The 17,752-nt window shown below is 66.9% G+C and carries 20 protein-coding genes; 13 read left to right on the forward strand and 7 right to left on the reverse strand.

Going from position 1 to position 17,752, the window contains the following annotated elements:
• The first annotated feature begins 25 nt into the window (after nt 1–25).
• The 4 genes from AWB95_RS18760 (at nt 26) to AWB95_RS18775 (ending at nt 4,278) form a co-directional block, all read left to right on the forward strand.
• The gene (locus AWB95_RS18760; RefSeq protein ID WP_062538635.1) at nt 26–1,444 is read left to right on the forward strand and encodes a class I adenylate-forming enzyme family protein; all 1,419 of its coding nucleotides are present in this window, start codon (nt 26–28) and stop codon (nt 1,442–1,444) included.
• A complete protein-coding gene (locus AWB95_RS18765; protein WP_062538634.1) occupies nt 1,422–2,321 on the forward strand; it encodes an acyl-CoA dehydrogenase family protein in 900 nt (299 codons plus the stop codon). Before AWB95_RS18760 ends, AWB95_RS18765 begins: the two co-directional genes overlap by 23 nt.
• Nucleotides 2,308–3,390, forward strand: a complete 1,083-nt coding sequence (locus tag AWB95_RS18770; RefSeq protein WP_062538633.1) for an acyl-CoA dehydrogenase family protein — start codon at nt 2,308–2,310, stop codon at nt 3,388–3,390. The genes AWB95_RS18765 and AWB95_RS18770 overlap by 14 nt, the downstream gene beginning before the upstream one ends.
• Before the next feature lie 120 nt (nt 3,391–3,510).
• Entirely contained in the window at nt 3,511–4,278 is a 768-nt protein-coding gene (locus tag AWB95_RS18775; protein WP_062538927.1) for an enoyl-CoA hydratase/isomerase family protein, read from the forward strand.
• A 74-nt stretch (nt 4,279–4,352) separates the two neighbouring features.
• Here AWB95_RS18775 and AWB95_RS18780 read toward each other — a convergent pair whose 3' ends face one another.
• Nucleotides 4,353–5,114, reverse strand: coding sequence for an SDR family NAD(P)-dependent oxidoreductase (locus AWB95_RS18780; RefSeq protein ID WP_045374300.1), 762 nt, complete (start codon nt 5,112–5,114; stop codon nt 4,353–4,355).
• Nucleotides 5,115–5,192: 78 nt separating this feature from the next.
• On the opposite strand from AWB95_RS18780, the gene AWB95_RS18785 reads away from it, so the two are divergent.
• A complete protein-coding gene (locus AWB95_RS18785) occupies nt 5,193–6,332 on the forward strand; it encodes a thiolase family protein (RefSeq protein WP_062538926.1) in 1,140 nt (379 codons plus the stop codon).
• 10 nt (nt 6,333–6,342) lie between these two features.
• Complete coding sequence (meaB, locus tag AWB95_RS18790) at nt 6,343–7,239, forward strand: methylmalonyl Co-A mutase-associated GTPase MeaB (RefSeq protein ID WP_062538925.1); 897 nt, start codon at nt 6,343–6,345, stop codon at nt 7,237–7,239.
• Nucleotides 7,240–7,251: 12 nt separating this feature from the next.
• Here meaB and AWB95_RS18795 read toward each other — a convergent pair whose 3' ends face one another.
• The 4 genes from AWB95_RS18795 to AWB95_RS18810 are packed head-to-tail and all read right to left on the reverse strand — an operon-like array spanning nt 7,252 to nt 9,569.
• Complete coding sequence (locus AWB95_RS18795; protein ID WP_306306544.1) at nt 7,252–7,494, reverse strand: cytochrome C oxidase subunit IV family protein; 243 nt, start codon at nt 7,492–7,494, stop codon at nt 7,252–7,254.
• 31 nt (nt 7,495–7,525) lie between these two features.
• Nucleotides 7,526–8,110: a cytochrome c oxidase subunit 3 family protein gene (locus AWB95_RS18800; RefSeq protein ID WP_062538923.1), complete on the reverse strand. Its 585-nt coding sequence runs from the start codon at nt 8,108–8,110 to the stop codon at nt 7,526–7,528.
• The gene (locus AWB95_RS18805; RefSeq protein WP_062538922.1) at nt 8,110–8,829 is read right to left on the reverse strand and encodes a hypothetical protein; all 720 of its coding nucleotides are present in this window, start codon (nt 8,827–8,829) and stop codon (nt 8,110–8,112) included. The genes AWB95_RS18800 and AWB95_RS18805 overlap by 1 nt, the downstream gene beginning before the upstream one ends.
• Entirely contained in the window at nt 8,826–9,569 is a 744-nt protein-coding gene (locus tag AWB95_RS18810; protein WP_062538921.1) for a hypothetical protein, read from the reverse strand. The genes AWB95_RS18805 and AWB95_RS18810 overlap by 4 nt, the downstream gene beginning before the upstream one ends.
• 64 nt (nt 9,570–9,633) lie before the next feature.
• Here AWB95_RS18810 and AWB95_RS18815 point away from each other — a divergent pair, with 64 nt between their 5' ends.
• The 4 genes from AWB95_RS18815 to AWB95_RS18830 are packed head-to-tail and all read left to right on the forward strand — an operon-like array spanning nt 9,634 to nt 11,978.
• Entirely contained in the window at nt 9,634–10,206 is a 573-nt protein-coding gene (locus AWB95_RS18815; protein WP_269745712.1) for a TetR/AcrR family transcriptional regulator, read from the forward strand.
• A 9-nt stretch (nt 10,207–10,215) separates the two neighbouring features.
• Nucleotides 10,216–11,268: a phosphotransferase gene (locus tag AWB95_RS18820; protein ID WP_232315531.1), complete on the forward strand. Its 1,053-nt coding sequence runs from the start codon at nt 10,216–10,218 to the stop codon at nt 11,266–11,268.
• Nucleotides 11,269–11,316: 48 nt separating this feature from the next.
• Complete coding sequence (locus AWB95_RS18825; protein ID WP_062538918.1) at nt 11,317–11,592, forward strand: type II toxin-antitoxin system Phd/YefM family antitoxin; 276 nt, start codon at nt 11,317–11,319, stop codon at nt 11,590–11,592.
• A complete protein-coding gene (locus AWB95_RS18830) occupies nt 11,589–11,978 on the forward strand; it encodes a type II toxin-antitoxin system VapC family toxin (RefSeq protein WP_062538917.1) in 390 nt (129 codons plus the stop codon). Before AWB95_RS18825 ends, AWB95_RS18830 begins: the two co-directional genes overlap by 4 nt.
• Here the strand turns inward: AWB95_RS18830 and AWB95_RS18835 are convergent.
• Both AWB95_RS18835 and AWB95_RS18840 read right to left on the reverse strand, forming a co-directional pair.
• On the reverse strand, nt 11,975–13,576 hold the full coding sequence (locus tag AWB95_RS18835) for an FAD-dependent oxidoreductase (RefSeq protein WP_062538916.1): 1,602 nt from the start codon (nt 13,574–13,576) through the stop codon (nt 11,975–11,977). The genes AWB95_RS18830 and AWB95_RS18835 overlap by 4 nt on opposite strands.
• Before the next feature lie 11 nt (nt 13,577–13,587).
• On the reverse strand, nt 13,588–14,253 hold the full coding sequence (locus AWB95_RS18840) for an IclR family transcriptional regulator (RefSeq protein ID WP_238600925.1): 666 nt from the start codon (nt 14,251–14,253) through the stop codon (nt 13,588–13,590).
• Between the two features lie 125 nt (nt 14,254–14,378).
• Between AWB95_RS18840 and AWB95_RS18845 the strand changes: the two genes are divergently transcribed.
• Genes AWB95_RS18845 through AWB95_RS18855 form a run of 3 tightly spaced genes read left to right on the forward strand, consistent with a single transcriptional unit; the run spans nt 14,379 to nt 17,732 of the window.
• Nucleotides 14,379–15,248 (forward strand): alpha/beta fold hydrolase, encoded by an 870-nt coding sequence (locus AWB95_RS18845; RefSeq protein WP_062539991.1) that lies wholly within the window; start codon nt 14,379–14,381, stop codon nt 15,246–15,248.
• Nucleotides 15,245–16,906: a bifunctional 3-(3-hydroxy-phenyl)propionate/3-hydroxycinnamic acid hydroxylase gene (locus AWB95_RS18850; protein ID WP_062539990.1), complete on the forward strand. Its 1,662-nt coding sequence runs from the start codon at nt 15,245–15,247 to the stop codon at nt 16,904–16,906. Before AWB95_RS18845 ends, AWB95_RS18850 begins: the two co-directional genes overlap by 4 nt.
• Nucleotides 16,854–17,732 (forward strand): 3-carboxyethylcatechol 2,3-dioxygenase, encoded by an 879-nt coding sequence (locus AWB95_RS18855; protein WP_062539989.1) that lies wholly within the window; start codon nt 16,854–16,856, stop codon nt 17,730–17,732. Before AWB95_RS18850 ends, AWB95_RS18855 begins: the two co-directional genes overlap by 53 nt.
• The last annotated feature ends 20 nt before the right edge of the window (nt 17,733–17,752 follow it).

Here is a 17,752-nt window from a genome sequence, read left to right on the forward strand (position 1 = left end):
CTCTCAAACTGATAGGATCTTCTCAATGCTTGGACGGGACGCCCGCGAGCCCACCGCGCTCGTGTTCGAGGAGCGCAGCTATAGCCTGCCGCGCCTCGACGCGCTGGCCGACGGCCTGGCGTCCACGCTGCGTAAAAGAGGAGTGACGGCGGGCGAGCGGGTGGCCCTGATGGCGTCGAACCGGCCCGAGTTCGTCGTCGCGCTGCACGCCGTCTGGCGGCTGGCCGCGGCGGTGGTGCTGGTCAGCCCGGCCTGGAAGCGTACCGAGGTCGAGCATGCGTTGGGCCTGACGAACCCGTCCCATGCGGTCGGGGACCACCCGGTGCTCGCGGACCTGATGCCGATGTTGCACCTCGACGAGCCGATAACACCCGGACAGCCGGCGTCCGGGTCACCACCACGGGACACCGATGCGCTACTGGTGTTCAGCTCGGGCACCACCGGGCTACCCAAAGCCGTTCGGCACACCCATGCGTCGTTGTGCGCCGCCGTGCGGCACTGGCGTAGCGCGCTGCAGTTGACGTCGCGTGACCGCATCCAAATCGCCACGCCCCCATCGCATATCCTCGGGCTGCTCAACATCGTCACCGCGCTCGAGACCGGTGTGTGGATGCGGCTACACCGCCGGTTCGACGTCGACACCATGCTGCGGCACATCGAGGCCGACCGCATCACCGTCGAGATAGCCGTTGCCCCAATAGCATTGGCGCTCGCATCGCATCCACAGCTGGAGTCCTATGACCTGTCGTCGCTGCGGTTCATCATGTGGGGCGCCACCCCGGTCAGCCGAGCCGTCGCCGAAACCGTGACCCGGCGCACCGGTGTCGGGTGGGTGCCCGCTTACGGCACAACCGAGTTGCCCGTCATTGCCTGCAACCCGCTCGACGGTGCGCGGCTGGATTCGGTCGGGCGGCCGGTGCCCGGCGTCGAGGTGCGGGTGGCGTCGCTGGACACCGCTGAGCCCGTTGGCCCTGGCGAGGTCGGCGAGATCCAGGCCCGCTCGGAGTCGCTGATGGCCGGCTACCTGCCGTGCGCTGCCACGCGAGATGCGTTGTGCGATGGCTGGTATCGCACCGGCGACGTCGGCTACCTTGACGGCGGCGGCTGGCTGCGGATCACCGACCGGTCCAAGGAGATGATCAAGGTGCGCGGGTTCCAGGTCGCGCCCGCGGAAATCGAGCAGGTGTTGCACGCCCATCCGGCCGTCAAGGACTGCGCGGTGTTCGGCGTTCCGGACGGGGTGAACGGGGAGGCAATCGTCGCCGCCGTCGCCACCAACCGTCCGACGGACGCCGCGGAACTCATCACCCGGGTGGCGGAGCAGCTGGCGTCGTACAAACGGCTGAGCCGCGTGGTGTTCGTGTCCGATATTCCTCGGCTGCCTTCGGGCAAGGTGCTGCGCCGAGTGCTGAAGGAGAAGTATGGATGTCCGTCTGACGGCTGAACAACAGCAACTGCGCGACGCCGCCGCCAAACTGGCCGACGACCTTGGACCCGGATCGGTTCAGGCGCTCGAGGACGGCGAGCGAATCGCGCGGCTGGACAAGCAGATTGCGGCGACGGGCTGGCGGTCGCTGCGCTCCGACGGCGCCTCCGGCGTCGAGGTGGCGATCGTCGCCGAGGAATTCGGTCGCGGGCTGGTGGACGCGCCTTTCCTGGGTCCTGTGTTGGCCGACGAACTGGCCCGGCACGTCGGGGGCGATGCGGCGACGATTGCCTACGGCGATCATGCGGTCGACGCGCGGGGATACCGAAGGGCGTTGCTCTTACGGGATAGGACGGTGTCGGCCGTCGACGTCGGCGACATCCGAGCCGGTGCCGATTTGACCAGAGCCAACGCCGGTCTGAAGGGGACGGCGGTGCCCCTCGGCGAGGTATCTGCCGGCGCCGCCGGACGATGGCTGGCGCTGGCGCTGGCCGCCACGTCGGCGGACCTGGTCGGCGCCGCGCGGGGAGCGCACACTTTGGCCTGTGACTACGCGAAAATCCGTGAGCAGTACGGCAAACCGATCGGCTCGTATCAGGCCGTCGCCCATCTGCTGGCCGAAAGCCTTGCGCTGATCGAGGGCTCGGTGAGCGTATTGCGGCATGCCGCCTGGGCGGTCGACGAACTCGACCTCGCTGACGCCATCCGGGCGGCCCGCGTGGCCAAGATCTACTGTGCGCGCGCCGCGCAAACCGTCTGCGAGACCGCAATTCAGGTGCACGGTGGTATCGGCAATACCTGGGAGTGCCTGGCGCATGTCTTCTTGCGGCGTGCTCTGACATCCACCGAGCTGTGGCCCGTGAAGCTGGAGGAGATCGACATTGGACTTTCGTGACTCGGCGGCCGAAGCCGCCTTCCGCGACCGGCTGCGATCCTGGCTTGCGTTGCACGCCAAGGAGTTTGCAACCTCGGGCGACGAGTACTGGACCCGCCAGGGTGAATGGCATCGCGCCCTGTATCAGGGCGGCTTCTTCGGCTTGTCGTGGCCGCGCGAATACGGCGGACAGGAGCTACCGCCGGTCTACGACGTCATCGTCGACGAAGAACTGGCCCGCGCCGGCGCGCCGCCGCGGCCCAGCCTCGGCTATCTCGTGGTGGGGCTGGGCCGACACGGCAGCAAGGAACTGCAGCGGCGCTTCCTGCCCGGCATGATCGACGGCACCGAGCGGTGGTGCCAGGGCTTTTCCGAGCCCGGCGCCGGCTCGGATCTCGCGTCGCTGACCACCACCGCCACCCGCGACGGCGACAACTACGTGGTACACGGACACAAGATCTGGACCAGCTACTCCGACGTCGCCGACTGGTGTCTGCTGCTGGCCCGCACCGACCCGGACGCACCCAGACACAAGGGCCTGTCGGCGTTCGTCATCGCGATGAAACAGCCTGGCGTACAGCAACGTCCGCTTCGGATGATCAACGGCGTCACCACCGAGTTCGGCCAGGTGTTCTTCGACGGTGCGACGGTGCCCGCTGACCAGATGGTCGGCGCTCCCGGCGAGGGCTGGGCGATCGCCATGACGGTGGTGGGACACGAACGCGAACCGTCGACGCTGGGCTACGCGGCCCGCTACGGCAAACTCGTGCGGGAAATGGCTGCGCGCTGCGACGGCCCGCCGTCGCCCGAATTATCCTGGGCCGCAGTACAAACCGAGATGCTGACCCACCACGTGCGCCGACGGCTGTCCGAACAACTCGACGGCGTGTCGCACGGATCGGACGGCTCGCTGGACAAGCTGCTGATGACCTGGGTAGAGCAGTCCGTCGGCCACGCCGCGCTGGCTGTCGGCGGCACCGAGGATCCCGACCTGCTCAGCGCCTACCTGTACAGCCGGGCGCAAAGCGTAATGGGCGGGACATCGCAAATCCAGAAGAACATCATCGCCTCACGAATCTTGGGATTGTAGGAGTGATCGCGAACGCGGGCGAAGCCCGGGTGAAGCGGGTCACGACCATAAAGGGAGGAGTGATCGCGAACGCGGGCGAAGCCCGGGTGAAGCGGGTCACGACCATAAAAGGAGTCTGACGTGTACGACATGCCGCCGGAAATCGACGTTTGCGCCGACGGGCCACTGCGCATCATCACGCTGAACCGGCCCGAAGCGCTCAACGCGGTCAACGACGACCTGCACAACGGGCTGGCGCGGCTGTGGCAGCGGATGAGCGACGACCGGACGGCGCGCGCCGCCGTGATCACCGGTAGCGGCCGGGCCTTCTCGGCCGGCGGCGACTTCCACTACCTGGCCGAGTTGGCGCAGGACGCCGACCTGCGGGCCAAGACCATCGCCGACGGTCGCGAAATCGTGCTGGGGATGGCACGCTGCCGAATCCCGGTGGTAGCAGCGGTGAATGGCCCGGCTGTCGGGCTTGGCTGCAGCCTGGTCGCCTTGAGCGACATTGTCTACATTGCCGAGGAGGCCTACTTGGCCGATCCGCATGTGCAGGTCGGGCTGGTCGCGGCCGACGGTGGACCGCTGACCTGGCCGCTGCACATCAGCCTGCTGCTGGCCAAGGAGTACGCGCTGACCGGTGTGCGGATCTCCGCACAGCGGGCCGTCGAGCTCGGGCTGGCCAACCATTTGGCCGATGATCCCGTCGCCGAGGCGGTGGCCTGCGCCAAGCGGATCATGGAACTGCCACAGCAGGCCGTCGAGAGCACCAAGCGGGTGCTCAACGTGCATCTCGAACGCGCGGTGCTGGCCACCCTGGACTTCGCGCTGACTGCCGAGAACCAGTCTTTCCAGACAGAGGACTTCCGCTCGATCGTCGCCAAGCTGACCGCCGGCAAGAACTGATGCCGCCGAGCGTGAAGCGAGGTTCACGCTCGATGCGCAGCGTGAAACCAGCTTCACACTCGAGCGGCTGACGACTACTTCGGCGGGAACCGCAGCGCGCCGTCGAGCCGGATGACTTCGCCGTTGAGGTAATCGTTTTCGACGATGCTCTGCACAAACGCGGCGTACTCGGCCGGCTGGCCCATCCGCTTGGGGAAGGGCACTTGCGGACCCCAGTACGCCTCCAACTGGTCGCCCGCCTGCCCGTAGGCCGGGGTCAGGAATGTACCCGGGGCAATGGTGACGACGCGGATGCCGAGCGGCGAGAGGTCGCGCGCCGCGACCAGCGTCATGCCGACGACGCCGCCCTTGGCGGCCGCGTAGGGCAGCTGGCCGATCTGCCCTTCGTAGGCCGCGATCGATGCGGTGTTGACAATGACGCCGCGCGCGCCGTCGACCGGTTCCTGGCGGGCCATCGCCGCGGCGGCCAGACGCATCACGTTGAAGACGCCGGTCAGATACACGTCGATGGTGGTCTTGAAACCGTCCAGATCCAGCGGGCTGCCGTCCTTGCCCACCAGCCGGCCGCCGCTTGCCGGGCCGCCGTGCGCGTCGACAGAGATCCGCAGCGGGCCAAGCGATTCCGCCTCGGCCAGCGCGGCCTGCACGTCGTCGGTGTTGGTGGCGTCGGTGCGCACATAGCGGGCGCCGAGCTCGCTTTCCAGCGCCTTGCCCTTGTCGTCGGCCAGATCGGCGATGACCACCTTGGCTCCCGCGGTGTGCAATCGGCGCACGGTGGCCTCGCCCAGGCCGCCGGCGCCGCCGACCACCAGCGCCGAACTCCCACTGATCTGCATCGCTGTTCCCTCTCCTTGCAACTAATACTCTCGAAATGAGAGAATAATGTTCTCATACCGTTTGCAAGGAGGCGACCTGTGCCCGAAGCCGTCATTGTGTCCGCCCTGCGCACTCCCATCGGCACGGCGCGCAAGGGAACGCTGCGCGACACCAGCGCCTACGATCTCGCGCATCATGTGGTGTCCGAGGCCGCGGCGGGGCTGGACTCGGTTCCGGTCGACGACGTGATTTTGGGCGAGGGCCTTTACGGCGGCGGGGTGCTGGCCCGGCACGCCGCGCTGACCGCGGGGCTGACCGCGGTGCCGGGCCTGGCCCAAAACCGGCATTGTGCGGCCGGCCAGGCGGCGGTGCAGAGCGCGGCGGCCAGCGTGCGCGCCGGCATGGATCAGCTGATCATCGCCGGGGGAGTCAACTCCGCGTCCACGTCGCCACGATCGCGGATGCAGGTCGACGGCGAATGGGTCGACTGGTTTCCGCCCACCCACCCTGATCGCCCCGACGCTCCCAACATGGATATGTCGATTACGGTCGGCTGGAACGCGGCCGTCACCGCCGGGATCAGCCGCGAGGAGATGGACGCCTGGGCGCTGCGGTCACACCGTAACGCGATCGCCGCGATCGACGAGGGCCGCTTCAAAGAGGAGATTGTCCCGATCGAGACGCCGCACGGTCTGTTCGAGGTCGACGAGCATCCGCGCCGGGACACCACGATGGAAAAGCTGGCCGCGCTCAAGCCGTTGCATCCGGAGATCGAGGGCTTCTCGATTACCGCGGGTAACTCCTGCGGCGCCAACGACGGCGCTGCGGTGCTGACCGTCGCCAGCGATCGATTGGGTCTGTCGACGCTTGCGACGATCCGTTCCTGGGCCTCGGTGGGCGTGGACCCCGCGTCGACCGGCCTGGCGCCTGTCGAGGCAATCCCGAAAGCGCTTGCCCGGGCCGGGCTTTCACTGTCCGACATCGACCTGTTCGAAATCAACGAGGCGTTCGCGTCGATGTGCGTGGCCACCGTCAAACTGCTCGACATCGATCCCGACCGGGTCAACGTCAGCGGCAGTGGCTGCTCGCTCGGACATCCCGTCGCGGCGACCGGAGCCCGGATGCTGGTGACGCTCGTACACGAATTACGGCGGCGCGGTGGCGGTTTCGGCGTCGCCGCGATGTGCGCCGGCGGCGGTATGGGCTCCGCGACCGTCATCGAGGTCCCCGCGCCATAAACTCCCATAGATGAACATCGCCGAGCTGATCGCGGCGGCGCGCAACGGATCACCGCGGGCGGCCGGCCGATTGCTCAGCCTGGTCGAGGGTGAGCGCCGCGACGAGGTGCTGCAAACCCTGGGGCCGTCGAAGGTAGGCGTCGTCGGTATCACCGGGCCGCCCGGCGCGGGTAAGTCGACGACGATCGCGGCCCTGGTGGGGGCCTACCGGCAGCGGGAGTTGCGGGTGGCGGTGCTGGCCGTCGACCCGTCGTCGCCGTTCAGCGGTGGCGCATTGCTGGGCGACCGGATCCGAATGACCAGACATATCAACGACTCCGAGGTGTTGATCCGTTCGCTGGCCACCCGTGGCCACCTGGGCGGCCTGGCCGCCGCCGTTCCCGCGGCCATCCTATTGCTGGGCGCATTGGCCTACGACGTGGTGCTGCTGGAGACCGTGGGCGTCGGCCAGTCGGAGATCGAGATCGCCGCCGTCGCCGATCCGACCGTCGTCATCCTCAACCCGGGCGCCGGGGACGCGGTGCAGGCGGCCAAGGCGGGGCTGTTGGAAGTCGCCGACATCGTGGTGGTCAACAAGGCCGACAGGGAGGGTGCGGAGCAGACGGTTCGCGACCTGCGGGCCGAGACCAAGGCGCCGATTCTCAGCCTCGTCGCCGCGAAGGGCGAAGGCCTCGCGGAGTTGATGGAGGCCATCGACGCCCATCACCGCGCCGACAACCGCGCGCGCCGGTTGGCCCGCGCACGGGCCCAGATCCTGTCGCTGGCGCAAACCCGGCTGCGTACGCACCCCGATCTCGACCGGCTGGCCGATGCGGTCGCCGACGGCCGCGACGACCCCTACACGGCAGCCGCACAACTCCTGCGCGAGCAGACGCAAAGTCCCCCCGACACGCCGGTAAATGGGTAACTTTGGGTCTGCTCACCAAAGGTAAATTGCCAGTACCGTCCCCCACAGAACCACGAGCCACGCGTCGGTGAACAACCGCAGCCAGCCGGGAGCGGTGCGCACTTCCATGAACTGCTGAATCACCAAGCGCACCTTGATCAGTGCCATCGCCAGGACGGCGATCGTGATGGGGACGCTGGCGCCGGCAGCCGCGTGCGCATGGCCGGGCGCCAGCCACCATGCGGCGATAGTGATCGCCGACAGGATCAGCCACACGGAGGTAAGCCGGACAGTTGTGCTCATTGCTTCAACGCATCACGTACAGCAGCGCGAAAATGACGATCCACAGCAGATCGACCATGTGCCAATAGGTTGCGCCGGCCTCCGCCACCGACACCCGCCGGCGACCCGGATCTCGCGAATTGGCAACCACCACACCCAGGATCACCAGGCCGAGCAGCACATGGAACAGATGCACACCGGTCAGCAGGTAATAGAACATGAAGAAGTCGTTGTGCGGAAACGTCAGCCCCTGACCGATTTTCGACGACCATTCATAGACCTTGATCGCGATGAACAGCACACCGCAGGCGCCGCCGCCGACGATAAACCGCACCGCACCGGCATGTTCTCCTGCGCGGGCCGCTTGAACACCGCGCGCGACAAACCAGGAGCTGGCGATCAGCACCAAGGTATTGACGACGCCGACGTTGAGGCTGAGATGTTGTTGCGACGCAAGGAACAACCCTCGCTCTTGCGTGCGGTACACCATGAAGATGACGAAGTAAGCGCCGAAGATGATCAGGTCGCCGAGGACGAACATCCACATGCTGCCGTCGCCGGGCAGATGCGCTTGCGGCTTGCGGCCGACGTCGACTCGAGTATCCGTCATCAGTCCTGCACCAACTCACCCACGGGCTGACGGTCAACCGCCATCTTCAGCAGCACGATCAGGCATACTTCCCAGAACCCGAAGATGGCAGTGCCCATCCAGAAGCTGATCGAGCCGTTCCAGGCGAGTGGCCCGGACCGGAAGATGAACACCGGAGCCGCGAGCAGCTCCGTCACGATCTGCCAAATCGAGATGTAGCCCAGCCATTTCGGGAAGACGCCGTTGGTGTCCAGCAGGATGGCGATTGCGAACACCAGGTAGGCGGCAGAGAAGCAGCCCAGCGATCCGACGAACGACAGGAACGTCAAGTCATACAGCAACGCCACAATCTCGGGGTCGCGGTCGGGACGAAAGACCGCCGCCAGGAAGGATATTGCGGCCATCAGGCAGCCCGGCAGCGCGCCGACAGCCAGGGCGCCCAGATAGGCGTAGGCGAACACCGGGCTGACCGACATCCGTTTGATCTCGAAGACGACGATGCCGTTCGCGACGCCGGCAAAGCCGATGATGACCATCAACAGCGCGAAGCCGATCTGGATCGTCACCGCATGCTGATGAAGAAAGTTGCCCATCTGCTCCGCGGTGACATCGGGCCGCGGCGGCGGCATCACCCGGGTGAGCGGAACGAAGATCAGCCCGAACAAGGTGTAAAAGGCCGGAACCACCCAAAAGGCAATCCGGAGATCGATATTGCTTCGCGGCGTCGCCGTGTCGGTCATGGTGTCGCCGTCTCCTCGGTGGCCTGCTGCCGCAGCGCAGCCCGCAGCACGAAGAACATCACCACGACGTCCAACGTGAACGCGCCGATCCGCAGCCAGAACGACGCTGCGCCGTTCCAGGCCAGCGGCCCGGTCCGATATATCGCCGCACCCGCGGCAGGGGCCATCGCGGCGGCGGTCAGCAAGCTGAAGGCGCCCACCCATCGCGGAAAGACCGGCCGCGCACGGGCATCCAGGTAGACGGCAAGCCCCAAACAGAGGTTTTGCACCACCAGCATGCCGACCGGTGCAATGAACGTGATCCAGGCGAGGTCATTGAGGAGCTGGATCAACTGCGGATCGCGTTCCGGCCGAAAAGCGGCCACCAGCCAGAAGATATCGGCGAGCGCGAACAGCGTCGCACCGCTGACCGCGGCGGTCAGGTAACAGTACGCGAGCACCTGGTTTGGGGTGGCCATCCGCTTCATCTGGACGACGATCAGCGCGAACAGCGGGATCAGCATGATGCCGAACAGGTTGTAGGTGATCATGCTGAACCGGATCATCGTCGTGTTGTGCGCGTAGAATTCGGCAACCTGACCCGCCGTCATCTGAGGTGACATCGGCGGAAGGAAGCCCGGGAACGCCAAGAACGCGACGAGCAGCACGACGCCGACGACCGGAGTCATCCACAAACAAATCCACTGCCCGCGAAGACTCACTGTCGGAGGCGCCTGCTGTGCTTCGGCGACAGTCGACATGCCGGTGAACCTAGCCGATCGGCTAGCCGACGGTCAATAGCCGATCGGCTACCCTTACGGGGTGGTGGCTACCCGGGCCGCAAGGCTCCGATCAATCGAGCGCAGCGCGGCGCAGACCCGCATCCTGGACGCCGCACTGCGACTGATCGCCGAAAACGGTGTCGGCGGAACGTCATTGCAAATGATCGCCGACGACATCGGTGTCACCAAGGCCGCGGTCTACCACCAGTTCAAGACCAAGGACGAGATCGTCATCGCCCTCACCGAACGCGAACTCGGCGGCCTCGAGGAGGCGCTGGAGGCCGCCGAAGCCGAGGACGACGGGACGCGGGCGCGCGAGATGCTACTGGAGCGGGTCATCGATGTGGCGGTCGAGCGCCGCGGCGCGGCGAGCACGCTGCAGTTCGATCCCGTCATCGTGCGTCTACTCGCCGAGCACCAGCCCTTCCAGCAGTTTATCCAACGGCTCTACAGCGTGCTGGTCGGCGACGCCGGCGACGACGCCCGGGTGACCGCGGCAATGTTGTCGGGCGCGATCGCCGTCGGAGTGATGCATCCCCTCGTCGCCGACGTCGACGACGACACGCTACGTTCTCAACTGGTCCGCCTGACCCGCCGATTCATGGAGGCGTCGTAGATGGATGGCATGGCGGAACTGGTGCCGGTCTTGCCGGCTCACCAGTTCGACGAAGCCGCGCTGCAACGCTATCTGGACGCGCGGCTGCCGGGGTTCGACACCGGAATGGAAGTTCGTCAATTTCAAGGCGGCCAGAGCAATCCGACGTTTCACTTGAGAACCGCCGCCGGCGAGTACGTGCTGCGCAAGAAGCCACCCGGCACCCTACTGCCCCGGGCCCACGAGGTGGAGCGCGAATACCGCGTGATGGCCGCGTTGGCTGACACCGACGTCCCCGTGCCAAGAATGCGACTGCTCTGCGAAGACGAATCAGTAATCGGCACAACGTTCTTCGTCATGGACTACGTGCCCGGACGGATCTTTCCGGACCGTGTCCTGCGCGAGTGCACGCCCGAGCACCGCGCCGCGATCTATGAGGATCTGGCCTGCGTGCTCGCGGCGCTGCATCGGGTGGATTGGCGCGCGGTCGGCCTCGAGGGATTCGGCAAGCCCGACGGTTACATGCAGCGGCAGGTGGCGTTGTGGACCAGGCAGTGGCAAGCCGCGCGGGTGGAGGACATGCCCGCGATGGACATGCTGGCGGGCTGGCTGCCCGAACACTTGCCGACCGACGACGAACCGCCGTGCATCGCCCATGGCGATTACCGGTTGGGCAACGTGCTGATCCATCCGACCGAGCCGCGCGTGGTTGCGGTGCTGGACTGGGAACTCGCGACCACCGGACATCCCCTGGCCGACCTGGCCTATGCCTGCCTGACGTACCACCTGCCGCCCGACGACGCCGGCGGCCGAAGTGGGGTGGCGGGCGAGGACCTTGCCGGTACCGGCATCCCCGACCAGGATGCGTTCGTCGCCAGCTATTGTCGGCACGTGGGCCGGGAGGTGCCGGAGTCGCTCGACGTCTTCGTCGTGTTCTCCATGTTCCGGCTGGCATCGATCGCGGCCGGCGTCTATCGGCGCGGAATCGACGGCAACGCAGCGGATTCCCGTGCGGCGACTTTCCGGGAGCGCTATCGCGAGCTGGCGCAAATGGCCTGGACGCTGGCGCAGGAGATGAATTAGGCCGTTCAGCCAGCGCCTCCGAACCAGTCGAAGTGCTACAGTTAGCACATGAGTTCCGTGGGTGTGCGTGAGCTTCGACAGCGGGCCAGCGAACTCCTCCGGCGCGTTGAGGCCGGCGAAACGATTGAGATCACCGATCGCGGTCGGCCTGTAGCCCTGCTGTCGCCGATGCCGGAGGGCGGCCCATACGAGCGGATGTTGGCAAGCGGCGAGATCGAGCCTGCGACCGGAAGCCTTGACGACCTGCCCGACCCCATCGAGTTGCCGGAGCGAAGCGAACCTTTGTCGGCGGTGCTGGAGCGGCAGCGCAGCGATCGTTTATGAGACTCACGTATCTCGACTCGTCGGGAATCGTGAAGCTCGTTGACCGAGAGGCAGAATCAGCGGCGCTGCGTCGCTATCTTCGGCGCCGAACACTCGTATCGAGCGCGCTTGCCCGCACGGAGGTGCTCCGTGCAGCGGCCGCGAAAGGAGACGACGTCGTGGCGCATGGCCGGCAAGTTCTCAAGAGGATCGACCTTGTCCGCATCAACAACCGGGTCATTAGCGCCGCCGCGACGATCCTGCCGACCGAGCTGCGAACGCTCGACGCGGTCCACCTCGCAACCGCACAGCAGTTCCGCGACGACCTCCGCGAGATCGTCACTTACGACGTGCGAATGGCGGAGGCTGCCGAGTTGCTGGGCTTTCGCGTTACCGCACCTCGCTAGACATTCAGCGACTCGCCGGTCGCCGCATAGCGGCCGGCGCGGAAGCCGAAAACCATTGCTGGGCCGATAGTTCCGCCGGCGCCGCCATATGCGCGCCCGGTCACCCCGGCCATCGCGTTGCCGGCGGCGAACAACCCCGGTATCGGCGCGCCGCTGACATGCAGCACCCGCCCGTCGCGGTCGGTGCGCGGCCCGCCCTTGGTGCCCATCGCGCCGACCGACACCGGCACCGCGTAGTAGGGGGCGGTGTCTATGGGCCCCAGTGTCTTTCCAGCCAGGGTGGAGGCGCGCTCGTCACCCCAGTAGCCGTCGTATGCGCTTGAGCCGCGGCCGAATTCGGGATCCGATCCGTCGGCGACGTTGCGGTTCCAGCGTTCGATGGTGCGGGCCAGCCCGTCGGCGTCGATGCCAGTCTTGGTGCCGAGTTCGGCGAAATCGGCTGAGGCGCAGAACCAATCGGGGACCGGCCCCCCCGGAGCAACGCCGAGAAACCCGTAGCGTTTGAGGTGCAGCGAGTCGAAGACGATCCACGCGGGATCGTTGACGTAGCCGTCGCGCGGGTCGAGGTAGTGGAAGGCACCGGCCATCGAGTTGTAGTCGCAGGCCTCGTTGACGAACCGGCGGCCGGCCCGGTTGACGATGATGCTGCGCGGACGGGTGCGTTCCAGCCGCACGCTGCGGCTGCGCTGATGCCCGTCGATGGTGTCACCTGGAATTCGCACGATCGGCACCCACCACGCTTCGCCCATGTTGGCCAGCTCGGCGCCGTGCGCCATCGCCATGCGCAGGCCGTCGCCGGTGTTGTTCGGCGGCGACACCGCACCGTGCATCGGTCCGCGCAGAAAAGCCTTGACCCACGCGGGATTCCACTCGAATCCACCGGTGCCCAGGACGACGCCGCGCCGAGCGCGGACCATGCGCGAGCCCACCCGCACGCCGGCGATGCCATCACCGTCGACAACCAGCTCCTCGGCGCGCGCGTTGGTGCACGGCGTCACCCCCAGATCCAGCAATCCCTTGAGCAGCCCGGCGATCAGCGCGGTGCCGGCCACGCACAAGTCGGCGCCTTCGTCGACGTCGGCGTGCAGCCGCGCGCGGGTCTCGGCGTCGAACCCGACATTGGACCAGTCCGCGGGAAACGCCGTGATCCGGTCACGCCACTCGCCCAACTGCGCCAGATCGTAAGGCGCGGCGCAAAAAGACCTGCCGCCGGAGGGCCGCCCGCCGGGCAGTTCGGGTTTGTAGTCGGGGAAGCCGGTCGCGATTTCGAAGCGCAGGCCGCTGTGCGCCTCGACGAAATCGAGCATCACCTGGCCGGTCCGCACGAAGGTCTCGACCAGCGGCTCGTCCATCGATCCGAAAGACTGTGCACGCAGGTAGCTCAAAGCGTCGTCAACAGTCAATTCGCCGTCGGGACAACGGTTATGGGCGGGAATCCACACCACACCGCCCGACACCGCGGTGGTGCCGCCCACCGTCGGCGCCTTCTCGTACACAGCCACCGAGGCGCCGTTGGCGGCCGCGGTCAGCGCGGCGGTGAGGCCGGCGCCGCCGCTGCCGAGCACGACGACGTCGACTTCGTGGTCCCAGGAAGGCATCGAACGTCCTTTCAGCTAAGAATTGCCGACAATTCCTTGGCCGCCTTGATCACTGCGTCCTTGCCGCGCAGCACGACGTCCTCGCGGTGCGAGATCAGGTTGATACAGGTTGGCGGCGACGGCGGTTGGCGATGGACCGGCACCGCCAGGCCGTAGGTGTTCGGCTCGATCTCGCCGTGGGTGACGACCCAGCCCTGCTCGCGGGCCCGCGCGACGAGGTCGCGTTCCCCGGGACGCGGCGGCATGCTCGCCAGCAGCGCGATGCCGGCGGCGCCGCGGTGCAGCGGGTAGCGGCTGCCCTCGTGGAATGCCAGCTGGTAGGCGACCTGGGTGGGCACGATCACCGCGAGCGCCACCTGCTGGTCGCCCTCGGCCACCAGCAACGACACCGTGGTGCCCAGATCGTCGGCCAGCGCCCGCAGCGTGGGCACGCTCAGCTGGCGCATGTTGCGGTCGAACGACGCGCCCAGGACCGCCAGTCCCGCCGCCGGGCGGTACCGCCCGTCGTCACCCTTGGCGATCAATCGGAACTCGGCCAGCGTGCCGAGCAGCCGGTAGGCGATCGTGCGGTGCACCCCGACGCCGTCGGCGACCTGCTGCACCGACAGGCCCGTCGGGGCCTCGGCCACCAACTGCAGCGCCGTGAGCCCCCGGGCCAAGGTCTGCGAGCCGTTCACGGTCGCGTCCTTGACACACCAGCACTGGAGAGTGATGCTCTATACATAGTGCACATCAGTGTGCGATTTTAGCACACACGGCTCGCCGAAAACGAGAACTAAGTTTCCGGCCAGAGAGGAAGCGGGTGGCGGAGTACGAGAGCGTCTGGAGCGACCTGCAGGGTGTCCCGTTCGAGCAGGGCTACCTGGACGCCGACGGCGTCCGAACCCGCTATCTGCATGCCGGCGACGCGGATGACAGGCCGGTGCTTGTGTTATTGCACGGCTCCGGTGGTCACGCCGAGGCATACGTCCGCAACCTGGAGGCGCACGCCGAGCACTTCTCCACCTGGGCGATCGACATGCTGGGCCATGGCTATACCGACAAGCCCGGCCATCCCCTCGAAATATCGCACTACGTCGAGCATCTGATGGCGGTGCTGGATGCGATCGGCGCGCAGCGTGCCCACGTGTCCGGTGAGTCGCTCGGCGGCTGGGTCGCCGCGCGGGCCGCCATCGACCACCCGGACCGGGTCGACCGGCTGGTGCTCAACACCGCCGGCGGTTCACAGGCCGATCCCGAAGTGATGCAACGGATTATCACGCTGTCAATGGCAGCGGCCGAGAACCCGAGCTGGGAGACCGTGCAGGCGCGGATCAAGTGGCTGATGGCCGACAAGTCCAAGGACTACGACGATCTGGTCGCCAGCCGCCAACGCGTCTACCGGCAACCGGGTTTCGCCGCCGCGATGCGCGACATCATGGCGCTGCAGGATCCGCAGATCCGGGCCCGCAACCTGCTCGGTCCCGCTGAGTACGGCGCCATCACCGCGCCCACCCTGGTGCTGTGGACCAGCGACGACCCCACCGCCGACGTCGACGAGGGCCGCCGGATCGCCTCGATGATCCCCGGTGCGCGCTTCGAAGTGATGCCGGGTTGCGGGCACTGGCCGCAGTACGAGGACGCCAAGACGTTCAACCGGCTCCATCTCGACTTCCTGCTGGGACGCTCATGACAACCGACGTCGACGTCGTCGTGGTCGGGGCCGGCCCGGTCGGGTTGACATTGGCCAATATCCTTGGCCTGCAGGGCGTTCGGACGCTGGTTGTCGACGAGCGTGCGTCGCTGATCGACTATCCCCGCGGCGTCGGTCTGGACGACGAGGCGTTACGCACCTTCCAGGCGATCGGCCTGGTGGACGCGATCCTGCCGCACACTGTGCCCAACCAGATCCTACGGTTCGTCGACGCCAAGCGGCGCGTGCTGGCCGAGATGGCGCCGGCCGACGCCCGATTCGGCTGGCCGAAACGCAATGGGTTCGTGCAGCCGCTGGTCGACGCCGAATTACTGCGCGGCTTGGACAGATTCGAGCACGTTGAGGTGTGGTGGGAGCGCCCGATGACCTCGTGCACGCAGACCTCCGACGCAGTGACAGTCGAACTCGGCGAGGGGGAGCCTCTGCGCGCACGTTACGTCGTCGGCTGCGACGGCGGGCGCAGCACCACCCGGCGGCTGATGGGCGTGTCCTTCGACGGCACCACCTCGTCGACCCGCTGGCTGGTCATCGACCTGGCCAACGATCCGCTCGGTCATCCGAACAGCGAGGTCGGTGCGGACCCCGAGCGCCCATACGCGTCGATCTCCATCGCGCACGGGATTCGCCGGTTCGAGTTCATGATCCACGCCGACGAATCCGACGAACAGGCCGAGGATCCGGCGTTTCTCGCGCGCATGCTCGCGCCGTTCGTGCCACACCCGGACCGCGTCGACGTGATCCGCCACCGGGTGTACACCCACCACTCCCGGATCGCCGGCGCGTTCCGCCGGGGTCGGCTGCTGTTGGCCGGCGACGCCGCGCATCTGATGCCGGTATGGCAGGGCCAGGGCTACAACAGCGGTATCCGGGACGCCGCTAACCTCGGCTGGAAACTGGCCGCAGTGCTGAACGGTCAGGCCGACGACGCGTTGCTCGACACCTACGACGCGGAACGCCGCAAGCACGCCCGGGCGATGATCGACCTGTCCACGATGGTGGGCCGGGTCATCTCACCGACCAACCGCCGGGTCGCCGCCGCCCGCGACCTGCTGGTGCGATCGGCGTCAATTGTGCCCTCGCTCAAGCGGTATGTGCTCGAGATGCGGTTCAAGCCGATGCCCCGCTACGAGCACGGCGCCGTCGTGCACACCACGCCGAACTCGCCGGTCGGCACGCTGTTCGTGCAACCCCGGGTGGACACCCGCCATCATTGCAACGTCATGCTCGACGATGTACTGGGCATCGGTTTCGCCGTGCTGTGCTGGAACAACAATCCCAGGGAAATCCTTGGCGCACAGGCGTTCGCGGACTGGAAGGCGTTGGGTGCACGGTTCGTCGCCGCGCGGCCCCTCGAACAGCTGCACTGGAGCGGACACGACGACCCCGAAGTGGTGATCGTCGGAGACCGCGACGGTGAGTTGAAAGCCTGGTTCGACACCCATCAGGAATCTGTGTTGTTCCTGCGCCCCGATCGCTGCATCGCCGGCGCCTGCATCGCCCAACTCGCACCCGAGCTGAGCGCCAAGATCTTCGACGTCCTCACCTTGACTCCGGGAGGAAACCGTGCCGCTAGCCCTGTGTTGTATGTCTCACAGCCCGCTACTGAATCTGCCAGGGCCGTCGCAGGACCTCCTTGATGACATCGACGCCGCACTCGCGCAGGCTCGCGACTTCGTCAACGATTTCGACCCCGAACTCGCCGTGGTGTTTGCGCCGGATCACTACAACGGGTTCTTCTACAAGCTGATGCCGCCGTTCTGTATCGGAACGTCCGCCGAGGGTGTCGGCGACTACAACACCTACGCCGGCCCGCTCGATGTTTCCGATGCGCTTGCGGCTAGTTGCGCGAAAGCCATTCTTGCCGCGGGCGTCGACATCGCGATATCCGCGTGCATGGAAGTGGACCACGGTACCGTCCAGCCGCTGGAGAAACTGTTCGGTGATGCGACCGCCCGACCGGTGATCCCGATCTTCATCAACTCCGTCGCCACTCCGTTGGGACCACTGCAACGTGCCCGGGCGCTCGGTGAGGCAGTCGGCAACCATTTGATCGGCCTCGAGAAGCGGGTGCTGGTGCTGGGATCCGGTGGGCTGTCGCATGATCCGCCGGTCAGTGTGCGGAACCGCCGGATGACCGCCGAGGAGCGACAGGCCCGCCAGGCGGCCGTGATCGATGCTGCCCGCAGCTACGCCGACGGCACCAGCGACCGCCAACCGATCAACCCGGCCTGGGATCACCGCTTCCTCGACATCGTCGACTCCGGACAGCTGGCCGACCTCGACGGTTGGTCCAACTCGTTCATCACCCACGAGGGCGGCAACTCCGCGCACGAAATCCGCACCTGGGTCGCCGCTTTCGCCGCTCTCGCGGCCGCAGGGCCATACCGGACCACGGTGCGTTATTACAAGGAGGCCGCGGAGCTCATCGCCGGTTTCGCGATCAGGACGGCGGTGCCGGTGTGAGCCACGCTAGGGACGCGAGT

Source organism: Mycobacterium celatum, from assembly GCF_002101595.1.
In the GTDB taxonomy this organism is placed as follows: domain Bacteria; phylum Actinomycetota; class Actinomycetes; order Mycobacteriales; family Mycobacteriaceae; genus Mycobacterium; species Mycobacterium celatum.